We start from the raw sequence: 12,677 nt of genomic DNA on the forward strand, positions 1-12,677 counted from the left end.
GGGACCGCGCCTGTCGTCGGCTGTCCGACCTCGCCGCACCGTGGGGCTGCGGGGCCGCAGGCGGGGATTTCGCGCGGGGTTGACCCGGGAGGCGCCCGGGTCGGATAGTCCTGGAACGACGCCGCGGACGCCGGTCCAAGGCGCGGACGCATCCCTCTCCGAGGTCGACCGTGAAATCAACGATTTTGTCCCTCTCGCTCCTCCTCGCCCTCGCCGGCTGTGACGCCGCCATCATCGCCAGCCAGCGCGCGGCCGCCGAGGCCGAGGCCGAGGCCGACGTGGCGGTGAAGGCCGAGGCCGGCGGCCAGGCCGTGGTGGCCGCCGAGGCCGCGCCGGTCAAGGACGACGGCGAGGCCAAGGTCGAGGCCAACGTCGACGTCAAGGTCGAGCTCAAGCCCGAGGCCCTCGACCTCGAGACGGTCACGTACCTGATCAAGAAGGGCAAGGTCAAGGACGCCGACGCGCTCGAGAAGAAGCTCAACAACCCGAAAGAGAAGCTGCACAGCATCGACATCGACGGCGACGGCAAGCTCGACAAGATCCAGATCGTCGAGGTCAAGCAGGGCGACACGATCATCTTCGAGCTGCACGCGTTCCCGTCGGGGAAGAAGGACAAGGACAACTTCGTGATCGTCGGCTACGTCAACTTCACGGCCGACAAGACCACCAACGTCCTCGTCGTCAAGGCCACCTACGCGCCCTGCTTCATCGGCTACGACACGATCGTCTACGACTACACGGTGCCGATCGTGGTCAAAAACGACGTCGTGGTCGTCAGCGGCGGGGTCGGCTTCTACGGCTGGCTGTACGCGCCGCGCCCGGCCTACGTCGGCGTGGTCGTGTGGGACGCGCCGACGGTCGTCATCGACGTCCACCACGACGGCTGCTGGCCGCCCGGCCACTGCAAGCACCACCACAAGCACAAGCACAAGGGCAAGTGGAAGGGCAAGGGCAAGCACTGGCACTGACGCGCGGCCGGGCCCCCGCGCCGCGTGGGCGCTGACGCTCGCTCCGGCGACCGCGCGAGCCCCGGAGGTCGCGACGCTCGGACCTGTCTTTCGGGCTAGACGAGGCCGCGCGCCCGGGAACTGCCCCGGGGTCGCCACGGCCGCGGGCGTCTGGTACCGTCACGCGGCCTTGACGACCCCGGACCTGCCCATCGCGCGCCTCGGCGACCGCAGCCTGTTCCCCGAGCTGCAGCCGCGGGCGTACCTCAATCACGCCGCGGTGTCGCCGTGGTCGACGCCGGTCCAGGCCGCGGTGGCGGCGGTGGCGGCCTACTACGCCCGCCGCGGCGCCGGGGCGATCCCGCTGTGGATCCAGCTTCGCGCCCGCCTGCGGGCCGCGATCGCCGGGCTCATCGGCGCCGAGCCGGCCGACATCGCCCTGATCAACAACACCACCCGCGGCGTCACGGATGTCGCTTTGTGCATGTCCTGGCGGCCAGGTGAGCGCGTGCTGCTGTTCCAGGGCGAGTTCCCGGCCAACGTCACCCCGTGGCAGCAGGCGGCCGAGCTGTTCGGGCTGTCGGTCGAGATGCTGCCGCTGGCCGACTTCGCCCGCTCGCCCGCCGAGGGCCTCGGCGCCCTCCAAACCGCCCTCGCCGGCGGCGGCGTCCGCCTGGTCGCGGTGTCGGCGGTCCAGTTCCAGAGCGGCCTGCGCATGCCGCTCGCGGCGATGGCCGACGCCTGCCACGCCGTCGGCGCCTCGCTGTTCGTCGACGGCATCCAGGCCGTCGGGGCCGTGCCGCTCGACGTCCGCGAGGCCCGCATCGACTACCTCAGCGTCGGCGGTCACAAGTGGCTCATGGGCTGCGAGGGCCTCGGCTTCCTCTACGTCCGCCCCGAGCGGCTCGGCGAGCTGCGCCCGCGCGTGGCCGGCTGGTTGAGCCACGAGGATGGCCTTCGGTTCCTGCTCGAAGGGGCAGGTCACTTGCGCTACGACCGACCGATCCGCCGCAGCGCCGACTTCATCGAGGGCGGCGCCGGCAACACCGTCGGCTGCGCCGCGCTCGAGGCCGCGCTCGGCCTCATCGCCCAGCTCGGGCCGGCGGCGGTGTGGACCCACGTACAGGCCTACCTCGACCTGCTCGAGGCGGGCCTCGTCGCCCGCGGGTTCGTCAGCCTGCGCGCGCGCGACCCGGCGGCCCGCTCGTGCATCCTCAGCGTCCTGCCGCCGAACCCCGGCGACGTGCTCGGCCTCCAGCGCGAGCTCGCCGAGCGCGGCGTCGCCTGCTCCACCCCCGACGGCCTGCTGCGGTTCTCGCCGCACTGGCCCAACCACCCCGACGAGGTGCCGTTCGTGCTCGACGCCGTCGACGGCGCGCTCGGCCACGGATAAGGACGTTCGAGCCATGGACCGCCAGCGGCCCCGCACCACCAGCGACGAGATCGACCTCTACATCCGCACCTATTACTCGCTGCTGCGCAGCTCCGGCGAGGTGTGGGTGCGCGCCTTCGAGGAGGCGCACGCGTTCAGCGACTCGAGCCTGCACCCGGGGGCGCGCACGGGCGTGCCCGACGTCGCCGCGTTCGCCTACAGCGCCGCGCGCCTGCCGGCCTGCATGCCGCAGGTGCAGAAGATCGTGCTCGGCCAGTCGCACGAGACCTTCGAGGCCAACGGCTTCGACGTCAGCGCGTGGCAGCGGGTCCAGACCCGCGGGCGTCGCCGGCCGCTGCGCTTCGACGGGGCGCGGACGCTGTGCGCGTTCATCTCGAGCACCAGCGACATCGACGACCTGGTGCCGATCGTCACGACCTACCAGATCGTGTGGAACCAGATGCACGGCCTGCTCGGCAACGCGGAGCTGGGCCAGCGCCTGCGCGAGGACGACGCGCTGACCGCCGCGGAGGTCGACCACGCCGAGCTGGCGCGCGTGCTCGACCTCGACCCCGACGGCGTGCGCACCCTGATCGCCGCGCTCGACACCGGCTGGTTCGCGGCCCTGCGGGCGATCGCCCAGAACCCGTGCGACCTGTCGATGCGGGTGCTGACGGGCTCCTACTCGCAGTACCAGCGCTCGGTCCAGCGCTGGTGGTCGGGCATCGAGCCGAGCCTGGTCCGCGAGCGCAAGCCGCGGCGCCCCCCGATCTACTTCGTCTCGTCGAACACGCACTCGCTGCTCAACCTCGTCGGCGGCTACGCCCGCCAGCACCGCGAGGCGATCCTCGACTTCGCCCGCCGCCGCAACCCCGAGGACCTGGCGCGCCACTTCAGCCGCGCGCTCGACAGCGGCGACGAGGCCGAGGTCAATAACCTCAGCTACTACCTGCTGCGCGCGTTCCTCCACGAGGACCCGGCCCGCCTGGCCGAGGTCCAGCGGTTCGAGGCCGAGGCCGGCATCACCTCGATCGACGTGCCGGGCAAGATCGACGTCAACGCCCAGATCTTCGACCTCGCGCAGGTCCGACCCGAGCGCCTCGACCCGCGCGTGCGCGTGCCCGACCTGCACCTGCTGGCGCGCAGCGACGCGGTGATCCTCAACATCGACTACCCGCTCGGCATGGCGGCCTATCACCACCTGTCGCGGGCGGGCCAGGGCTCGAACGAGATCCGCGGCGTCTACGTGATGGGCAAGGCCGCCACCCTCAACGGCCGCGTCGGCGACGTCATGATCTCGTCGGTCGTCCAGGACGAGCACTCGCGCAACACCTACCTGTTCCGCAACGCCTTCGTCGCCGCCGACGTCCAGCCCTACATCCGCGTCGGCACCGTGCTCGACAACCAAAAGGCGCTGACCGTCCGCGGCGCGTTCCTGCAGAACCGCGAGTACATGAGCGTGTTCTACCGCGAGGGCTACACGGTGCTCGAGATGGAGGCCGGGCCGTACCTGTCGGCGGTGTACGAGCTGTGCAACCCGCAGCGCCACCCCAACGACGAGATCGTGCACCTCTCGAACTCGGTGGGCTTCGACGTCGGGGTGCTGCACTACGCGTCCGACACGCCGTACTCGCGGCGCCAGAGCCTGCTGTCGAAGAGCCTGTCGTACTTCGGGGTCGAGAGCACCTCCGCGTGCGCCACCGCGATCGTCCGCCGGATCTTCGCCGCCGAGATCGCGCGCCTGCGCGCGGAAGAGGAGAGTGCGTGATGCAGCTGCCCGACCTCGATCGCGACGCCGACCCGTGGACGCTCGCCGGCTCGGCCCTGGCGCCGGAGGCGGGCCCGCGCGCGCGCATCGAGCTCGCGCTGCACACCGCGCTCACCGCCCCGTCGCCCGGCAACTGCCAGCCGTGGCGGTGGTTCGCCGGCGGCGAGCTGATCGAGCTGTACCGCGACCCGGCCCGCACGAGCGGCGACGCCGACCCCGACGGGCAGGCGGCGGCGCTGGCCTGCGGGGCGGCGCTGGGGGCCCTGCGCGTGGCCCTGCGCGCGCTCGGCCTGGCCGAGCAGACGGCGCTGCTGCCCGGCGGCCACCCCGACCTGCTGGCCCGCGTGGCCGTCGGCGGCCGCGCCAGCCCGCTGCCCGAGGAGCAGTGGCTGTACCAGGCCGCGCCCAAGCGCCGCACCTACCGCGGGGTGATGGCCCAGGGCCCGCTGTCGCGGGCGCTGTCGAAGCGGCTCGGGGCCATGGTCGATGGGACAGGTGCCGAGTTACATGTCGTCGAGGACATGGCTCGAAAGCAAGCCATCGCCGCGGCCGTCGAGGCGGCCATCGCCGGCGAGCCGACCGCCCGCGCCGCCGCCCGCGCGGCCGCCGGCGAGCCCGGGGTCAGCTTCGAGGGCCCCGACGGCGCCGAGGCCCGCGGCCCGGCGATCGCCGACGGGGCGCCGGCCTTCGTGATCGTCACCACCGCCGGCGACGACCCGGCCGAGTGGCTGCGCGCCGGTCAGGCGCTCATGCGCGTGCTCCTGCGCGCCCGCGTCGACCACGCGTGGGGCAGCTTCCTCCACCTGCCGCTGACCGAATCCGCCGGCCGCAAGCACTTGGCGAGCCTGATCGGCGCGACCGGCCGCGCGCAAGCCCTGGCCCGCCTCGGCGGCGGCGCCGACAGCCCGCCGACCCCGCGCCGGCCGCTGTCCGAAGTGCTGCTGGCGCAGCGGCCGAGCTGAGTCTGTCCGAAGGGACAGGTACAAAAGGCAGCGGCCAGGCCCGGCATGTCCGAAGGGACGCTGCCGCATGGAGCCGCCCGTCCGGGGCGGGCGTCCCGCTGCGATGATGCGGTCCGAGCGGGCAGGCAAACGCGCGGCGGCCCGAGCCTGACAGGCACGGTATGGCGGAAGGGACGCGGGGGCGCGAGAGGTTGCGGAGCGCGCCGGGCCCGCTGTTCGCCGCGCCCGGTCGCACGCCTGTCCCAGGGGACAGGCGCCCGCCGGGGCCGCTCGCGGCCCGAGCCGGAGCCTGCATGTCTGAAAGAACATGTATCGCGCCCGCGCCCGCGCCTGCGTCGGGCGCCGCGCAGGTCCAGGCGCGGATTCGCCGTTCAGGGCTCCGCGGCCGCCTTCCCCGCGCGACCGTGCCGGGCGTCCCCGGCGCGGAGCCGGTCGCGCCCGCGGTGTCATGGTTTTCGTCCCGTGCGCGCGCCCGTGCGAGCCCTGGTCGCGGCGGCCGTGCTGGCGGCCGGGGACGCGCGCGCCGCGGCGCCGGTGCGGGTCGAGTTCCACTTTCATCCGGTGCCCGACGCGCAGATGGCGATCTGGCTCGAAGACCAGGCGGGCCGGCACGTGGCTGACGTGCTGGTCACCCAGGCCACGGGCAAGCTGGGGATCGCCAACCGGCCGGGGCGCTGGAATTTCTTGTCGAGCTGGCGCGCGCCCTACGGCCCGCGGGTCTCGGTGCTGCCGGTCTGGGCCCACCGGCGCGGCAAGACCTACCCGAAGGTCGTGTTCTTCGACGACCCGGGCGACCAGGACTCGCTCGGCTGGCACGAGAACACCAGCAGCCCCGAGAACTACTTCTGCCGCCCGCTCGAGGAGTGGGAGCAGGAGATGGTGGCGGTCGACACCAAGACCTGCCCGTCGCCCAAGAGTTTCAAGACGGACAAGGGCGCGTTCGCGGCGACGGGCACGACCAGCGTGTACCCGCCGCGCAACGACCTGCTGCACCGCGACGACCTCGACTCGCAGGACGCCGCCGTGTACGCGGCGCTCAACGACCTCGACGCGGTGACGGCGGCGACCCCGAGCGGCGCCGGGCCGGAGTTCGTGGTGGCGGTGCTGAGCCCGGAGGTGCTGGCGCGCGGCCGACTGGCGGCATGGGTGGAGATCAGCCGCGAGCACGACGAGAACAGCCACTGGGACTTCGACCGCGAGACCGATCACTTCGTCGATCCGCGCCTGGCCCGCTACGGCATCGAGTACCTCGGCCAGCCGTCGGTGGTGTATCGCGTCGACTTCGACCCGCTGCGGCGCGGGTTCCACGGCACCACCGAGTACGCCGGCTACGGCGACTGGGACGGCGCCACCGGCACGCTGCACCCGCCGGACGGGACGATCAGCGCGACGGGCGGCAGCGGCGCCGATCGGCTGCGGGTGATGACGCTCCACGGCGATACGTTCCGCTGGGGCGTGTTCTCGTACGGGGACGGCCGCGATCCCGACCCGGGCGACGGTTGGGGGCACCACTGCACGCAGCACGTCCTGCCGCCGGTGACGGACCTCGCGGCCAGGTCGGTCGCCTTCGACGAGGTCGAGCTGAGCTTCGAGGTCCCCGGGCAGGGCGACCCGACCTTCGAGCTCGCCGACGCGCGCGTGTATCAGATCACCGGCGACGAGCCGCTCACCGCGGACATGCTCGGCTCGGCCCAGGAGATCCCCGTCGCCCTCGATTCGCTGGCGCCGCCAGGCCAGCGCAGCACGGTGACGGTGCGCGAGCTGTGGGGCGACTACACGTACCAGTTCGGGGTGGTCTACACCGACGGCTGCGGCCAGCGCAGTGCGCTGGCGACGCTCGGCGTCACCACCAGGCCGCAGAAATTCCAGACGGTCGAGGGCTTCTGCTTCCTCGCCACCGCCGCCTACGGCGCGCCCTGGACGACCCAGGTCGCCGCCCTGCGGGCGTTCCGCGACGTTTTTTTAGAAGGTTCGGCGACGGGGGTGGCGCTGATCCGCTTTTACTACGCCCACAGCCCGCCGCTGGCCGCGGCGGTCGCCCGCGAGCCGGTCCTCGGCGGGCTGGTCCGCGTGGTGCTGCAGCCGTTCGCCGACGCGGTGGCGGTCGCCACGTGGGCGAAAGGGCGGGCTGGCGGGGCGGGGTCTCCAGGGCGCTGAGCACGAGCGGGAGCCGGCGCGAGATCGATGATTCGGCCAGTGTTCTGTTTTCGGACCACACGTCGAAAAATTCCCGAATTCGATCACGACGGAGCAAAAGGCTCTCCGGACTCCTTCGCTGCGCGCAATCGCCCCATCGATGCGGGCCCCGGGGGGCCCGCCCGCCGGCGGTGCCCGCCTGGAGAGGCCGGGGTCCTCCAAGATGCAGGCTGGTGGCCAGAAGAGCCGCCAAAGCTCGTTCTGCGGGGGGCCCGTCGCAGGCGGGAGCGTCGGGGCCGGCGAAGTTGCGGCCCGTACGGGCCCGGTCGATCGCGCGAGCGTCCGATTTTTCGACCCTTGGTCGAAAAATCACTCGCCGGCGCGAGGACTCGCCGCCTGGATCGCCGCGAGCCGGCGGAGCAGGTCCGGCTGGACGCCGAGGGCCTCGCAGCGGGCCCGCAGCGGCCCCAGCCGCCAGCGGTGCGGATCGACGGGGGCGCGCGGGTGCCGGCGGTGGCCCTTGATCAGCAGGTTCTTCGGCGTGTGCTCGCCGCCGACGAATTCGAGCACCGTCACGTCGTAGCCGCACGCCTCGAGGGCGGCGACCCGGAGGCTGTCCGTCAGGACATCGGCGTAGGCGCGCCGCAGCAGGCCGTGCTCGACCATCGCCGCCAGCGGCTGGGCGGCAGCGGAGGCGCGAGCCAGCTGCGCGGCCAGCTCGGCCTGGCAGCACGGTACGCTGAGCAGCGCCGGCACGCCGAGCTCGATCGCCAGGGCGATCGCCTCGTCGGTGGCGGTGTCGCAGGCGTGCAGCGCGAGCACCAGGTCCGGCACGCCCCCGAGCCGCGCCGGGGCGGTCCGCGCCGCGCCGGCGATGTCGGCCTGGGCGAACGACAACCCGACGACCGCATCCCCGGCGCCGGGTGTTGCGGCCTCGTCCTCGGGCGCCGCGAGGCCGAGGGCGCGGGCCCGGTCGATGCTGCGGGCGACCACGTCGGCGCGGACGTCGACGCCGTGCAGCCGCAGCGGCACCCCGCGCAGGCGCAGGACCTCGGCCAGCACGAAGCTCAGGTAGGCGTTGCCGCACGCGAGGTCGAGCGCGCGCAGCGGCGCCGCCGGTCCGAGGGTCCGCGTGGCGGCGAGTCGATCGATCACCGGCTCGCACAGCGTCGCCAGGTGGCTGATCTGCTTGTACTTGCGGGCGTGCGTCGCCGAGATGCTGCCGTCGGCGTTCATGATCCCGATCTCGCGCAGCAGCGCGGCGCTGGTGTCGGGCCGCAGCGCGCGCTCCTTGCCGCCCATGACCTTGAGGGCAGTGTCCTCGTCGAGCGTGCGGGTGGTGGCGCGGCCGTGGCGGGCGTCGACCTGCACGCGCCGGCGGGCGTCGAGCACGAGGGTCTGCTTCCACAAGCCGGCCCCCGCGGCCTCGGCGGCGGCGGCGAGCAGCGCGTCGACCTGCGCCGCGCTCGGCGCGACGCCGACGCCCGGCCCGGCCAGCACCCGCTCCGCGCGCGCGTTGCCGCCTTCGCCCTGCGGCGCGGCGAACACCGCCCGCTCCCATCCGTGCGCGAGGTGAGGCTTGAGCGCCCGCTGCAGCCGCTGAAGCTTGCCTTTGTCGAGCAAGAGGCGGACAGGGGTAGCAAAGCCGCCCGCGCGGCGCCAGGCTCCCCGGCGCGCCGGACCGCGAGTTTGCGCCGCCGGAGATCGCGTCGCGGTCGCGTGCGGCGATGCCGTGCAAACGACGCCCCGAGCCAGTCGTGGGCGCCCTGCGGGCGATCGGTCGACAGCGCGGAGCGACGCGGATCGCCGCGGGCAGGCGCCGCACCCAGCGAGGGTGCGCAGGCGATCTGCCGGAGGCAGCACGAGGCGGCGCACGCACCGGAGGAGGCGGCGGCGACGGGCCAGCAGCGGGAGCGAGCGCGGCGTGACGCGAACGCGGCGTGCAGGGGGCGCAGGCACGAGGGAGCGAGCCCGGAGTGACGCGACCGCGGCGTGCAGGGGGCGCAGGCACCGAGGGAGCGAGCGCGGCGTGACGCGACCGCGGCGTGCAGGGGGCGCAGGCACCGAGGGAGCGAGCGCGGCGTGACGCGAACGCGGCGTGCAGGGGGCGCAGGCACCGAGGGAGCGAGCGCGGCGTGACGCGACCGCGGCGTGCAGGCGGCGCTGGCACCGAGGGTGCGCGGGCGATCTGCAGGCATCGAGGCGCGCACGCCCGGAGCGCCGGCGCAGGAGAACCGCAGTCGGGCCGCCACGGCCTGCCAGGGCCCCGCAGGAGCGAGTTGCGGCCCAGGCGGGCCTGGGGCATCGTGCGCGCCGTGAACAGCCCGCACGCCCTGCTGCTCGAGAACATCCACACCACAGCGCACGACGAGTTCGCCCGGCGCGGCGTCGTCGTCCACGCGCTGCCCGGGGCGCTGGGGGAGGCGCAGCTGATCGAGGCGTTGCGGGCGCTGCCGCAGGACGGCCCGCTGATCCTGGGGATCCGCAGCAAGACACGGGTGCCGGCGGCGGTGTTCGCGGCGGTGCCGCGGCTCGAGGCGGTCGGCGCTTTTTGTATCGGCACCGACCAGATCGATCTGCCCGCCGCGCAGGCCGGCGGCGTCGCGGTGTTCAACGCCCCGTTCAGCAACACCCGCTCGGTCGCCGAGCTGGTGCTCGGCGAGGTGATCATGCTGGCGCGCCAGACCTTCGCCCGCAGCGCCGCCTGCCACCGCGGGCTGTGGCACAAGAGCGCCGAGGGCAGCCACGAGGTCCGCGGCAAGACGCTCGGGATCGTCGGCTACGGCCACATCGGCAGCCAGCTCAGCGTGCTCGCCGAGGCGCTGGGCATGAAGGTCCGCTACTACGACATCCTCTCGAAGTTGCCGCTCGGCAACGCCCAGCCGTGCGTCAGTTTGATGGAGCTGCTGTCGCTCAGCGACTTCGTCAGCCTGCACGTGCCGGACACCGAGCACACCCGCGGGATGATCGGCAGCGACGAGATCGCGGCGATGCGCCGCGGCGCGGCCCTGATCAACGCCTCGCGCGGCGGCGTGGTCGACATCGACGCGCTGCGCGACGCGCTGGTGGCCGGTCACCTCGGCGGGGCGGCGATCGACGTGTTCCCGAGTGAGCCGGCGCGCGCGGGCGACGTGTTCGAGAGCCCGCTGCGCGGCCTCGACAGCGTGATCTTGACGCCCCACATCGGCGGCTCGACCGAGGAGGCGCAGGCCAGCATCGGCCGCGAGGTCGCGGTGGCGCTGTCGCACTACCTCGACACCGGCGCCACTCTCGGCGGCGTCACCCTGCCGCTGCTCGACGCCGGCCCGGTGCGCTCGGGCAGCCGGATCGTCAACATCCACCGCAACGTCCCCGGCGTGCTCTCCAAGATCAACCGCGTGCTCGGCGACTCGCAGGTCAACATCACCGGCCAGAGCCTGGCGACGGTCGCCTCGATCGGCCTGCTGCTCGTCGACGTCCCGCTGGCCCACGGTGACCCGCAGCTGCACGAATTGGTGCAGGCGATCGCGGCCTTGCCGGTCAGCCTGCGCACCCGCGTGGCGCGACAGAGCGCGGCCTGAGCGGGTCGCCGCGCGAGCGCGGGGCGAGCCGCCTGGGGGGCGGTGTAAGACAACCGACGCCGCGCGCGACCCAGGTGTCGCGCGACGTGAGCTGCTCGCCTGGAAGTCGGGAGAGGTGACCCGTCGCCTCGGCGGAGGGTGAAGGCCTGCGCTCGCCGGGAGCGGGCCGAGTCGTCGCGCTGGTCGGAGAGAACTCGGTTCGGCGCAGGTCTGCCGGGCCGAGGTCGAGCTGAGCCTGCCCGTTCGCGCCGGTGCGAGGAGGCGGAGGTGCGAGCGCTCGGGGCGAGGTTCCAGGGCGGCAGCGTTCGTCGGGAGGCGACGGCCGGGCCGAGGTCCGCACGGGTCAGTTCGAGGGTGGGGAAGCCGCCGGCAGGCAGGGGGCGAGCACGGCAAGCTTCGACACCGGGGCAGCCCGCGTGTGGGTGAAGGCGAGGCGTCGCAGCGCTCGCGGGATCCGGGCGGCCTCGTCGTGCTCACCGAGCCCGCAGGCCCGGCGCGCCGCTCGAATTTCTGCCGAACGCCGCGACGACGGCGCGGTCGCCTGTCCGTGAGGTCGGCGGTGGACCTGTCCCAACGAGCAGACCGGCCGACAGCGCGAAAATAGTCGGTGAAGCCGGCGGCTCGCGGGCGAGGGCCGAGGTGATACGCTCACCGGCGATGCGCACGACCCTGATCTTGGCCGGCCTCGTCGGCCTTTCGATGGCCCCCGCCGCTTGCAAAAAGAACAGCGATTCGAACGCCCCCGGGGGCGAATGCGGCGGAATGTGCGGCCGCGGCACCCGCTGCGACGGCAATACGTGCGTCGTCGATTACTCGCAGGACATCTGTACGTCGCAGGCGGTGGTGCAGGAGGAGGTGCCGATGCGCCCGCCGATCACGTCGTGGGGCGAATGTACGCTCGACCGCAACCAGCTGCCGAAGAAGTTCGTCCCGGTCGACGACAAGTCGATCCCGCAGTACGACCCGAACCGCACGCGCACCCTGGACTGGAGCGCCGGCGACGAGCAGCTCAACGAGCCGGTGCTCAACGCCAACATGCGCGAGGTCGAGTACGCGATCAACGAATGCCTGGCGGTGGCCGCGTGCTACAACGGCGGCAGCCTCAAGGGCGGACGGATCGATCTCATCATCAGCCTGGTCGGAAAGACAGGTCGGGCCGACGCCGTGTCGGTGACCGCCGGGCCCGATCTGCAGGTGTTCGGCATCGTCCCGTGCGTGCGCAAGGCGATCGCCAACCACCAGTTCCCGACCTACAACGGCCCGCCGATGACCGTGAAGTACAACATCGAGATCGGCGGCACCGAGTAGCGTCAGCGGGCAGACCGCGAGCAATCGGCTCGGCGACGCCGTCGCCGAGCCGAAGCTGTTTCCATCGAGCGACGATGCAATGGACTCGGGCGGCCGACCCGAGAGGTTCACTTGTCGAGGTGGGCGCGGAGGAACCAGCCGTGCTTCTCGAACTCCGTGATGATCGTTGTGAACATGTCGACGGTGTCGACATCGCCCTGCTGCTCGGCGACCTTGCGGCCCTCCTGCAGGCCGGTCAGGTAGGTCTCGATGCGCTCGGCGAGCAGGCGCACGTGCTCGAGGTCGCGGGTGGTGTCCTGCGGGTACTCGGGCAGGCGCGAGGTCTTGGCGACGTGGCGGGCGGTGCCGTGGATCTGCGCGCCCAGGGTGACCGCGCGCTCGGCGACGGTGTCGTTGTGGCTGGCGAGGCTGACCGCGAACGTCTCGAACAGCGGGTGCAGCGCGGCGAAGTGCATGCCCTTGATGTTCCAGTGGGCGACCTTGATCTGGCTGTGCAGGTCGAGGCCATCGGCGAGCACCCCCTGGAGGGCGGCGGCGATCTTCTGACGTGCTTCTTGGGGCAGGTGGCTCGGGCTGGCGTACATCGTGTCGAATTCCTGGTGGTGAGCGGGCGGAACTATGGGC

At 72.9% G+C, this 12,677-nt stretch carries 9 protein-coding genes; 7 read left to right on the plus strand and 2 right to left on the minus strand.

All coding sequences use genetic code 11. From position 1 onward, the window contains the following. The first annotated feature begins 185 nt into the window (after positions 1–185). The 5 genes from NAEX_RS23715 (at position 186) to NAEX_RS23735 (ending at position 7,206) form a co-directional block, all read left to right on the plus strand. A complete protein-coding gene (locus tag NAEX_RS23715; protein ID WP_096329753.1) occupies positions 186–968 on the plus strand; it encodes a hypothetical protein in 783 nt (260 codons plus the stop codon). 169 nt (positions 969–1,137) lie between these two features. After that, a complete protein-coding gene (locus tag NAEX_RS23720) occupies positions 1,138–2,340 on the plus strand; it encodes an aminotransferase class V-fold PLP-dependent enzyme (RefSeq protein ID WP_096329754.1) in 1,203 nt (400 codons plus the stop codon). A gap of 13 nt (positions 2,341–2,353) precedes the next feature. Then, positions 2,354–4,087: a DUF6909 family protein gene (locus NAEX_RS23725; protein ID WP_096329755.1), complete on the plus strand. Its 1,734-nt coding sequence runs from the start codon at positions 2,354–2,356 to the stop codon at positions 4,085–4,087. Further along, positions 4,087–5,049, plus strand: coding sequence for a nitroreductase family protein (locus tag NAEX_RS23730; RefSeq protein ID WP_096329756.1), 963 nt, complete (start codon positions 4,087–4,089; stop codon positions 5,047–5,049). Before NAEX_RS23725 ends, NAEX_RS23730 begins: the two co-directional genes overlap by 1 nt. 462 nt (positions 5,050–5,511) lie before the next feature. Continuing rightward, on the plus strand, positions 5,512–7,206 hold the full coding sequence (locus NAEX_RS23735; RefSeq protein ID WP_096329757.1) for a CFI-box-CTERM domain-containing protein: 1,695 nt from the start codon (positions 5,512–5,514) through the stop codon (positions 7,204–7,206). A 348-nt stretch (positions 7,207–7,554) separates the two neighbouring features. On the opposite strand, the gene NAEX_RS23740 is transcribed toward NAEX_RS23735, so the two are convergent. Next, a complete protein-coding gene (locus NAEX_RS23740; RefSeq protein ID WP_096329758.1) occupies positions 7,555–8,808 on the minus strand; it encodes a class I SAM-dependent methyltransferase in 1,254 nt (417 codons plus the stop codon). A gap of 692 nt (positions 8,809–9,500) precedes the next feature. On the opposite strand from NAEX_RS23740, the gene serA reads away from it, so the two are divergent. Beyond that, positions 9,501–10,745 (plus strand): phosphoglycerate dehydrogenase, encoded by a 1,245-nt coding sequence (gene serA / locus NAEX_RS23745; RefSeq protein ID WP_245913786.1) that lies wholly within the window; start codon positions 9,501–9,503, stop codon positions 10,743–10,745. Between the two features lie 657 nt (positions 10,746–11,402). Next, complete coding sequence (locus NAEX_RS23750) at positions 11,403–12,053, plus strand: hypothetical protein (RefSeq protein WP_096329759.1); 651 nt, start codon at positions 11,403–11,405, stop codon at positions 12,051–12,053. 107 nt (positions 12,054–12,160) lie between these two features. Here NAEX_RS23750 and dps read toward each other — a convergent pair whose 3' ends face one another. Then, positions 12,161–12,637 (minus strand): DNA starvation/stationary phase protection protein Dps, encoded by a 477-nt coding sequence (gene dps, locus NAEX_RS23755; RefSeq protein WP_096329760.1) that lies wholly within the window; start codon positions 12,635–12,637, stop codon positions 12,161–12,163. Positions 12,638–12,677: the final 40 nt, after the last annotated feature.

The sequence above is a fragment of the Nannocystis exedens genome (genome assembly GCF_002343915.1).
Classification (GTDB): domain Bacteria; phylum Myxococcota_A; class Polyangia; order Nannocystales; family Nannocystaceae; genus Nannocystis; species Nannocystis exedens.

Bases quoted from the DNA above. Each gene is read 5' to 3' on its own strand.
- NAEX_RS23725 (WP_096329755.1), top strand. From the start codon at position 2,354: ATGGACCGCCAGCGGCCCCGCACCACCAGCGACGAGATCGACCTCTAC.
- NAEX_RS23730 (WP_096329756.1), top strand. From the start codon at position 4,087: ATGCAGCTGCCCGACCTCGATCGCGACGCCGACCCGTGGACGCTCGCC.
- NAEX_RS23750 (WP_096329759.1), top strand. From the start codon at position 11,403: ATGCGCACGACCCTGATCTTGGCCGGCCTCGTCGGCCTTTCGATGGCC.
- dps (WP_096329760.1), bottom strand. From the start codon at position 12,637: ATGTACGCCAGCCCGAGCCACCTGCCCCAAGAAGCACGTCAGAAGATC.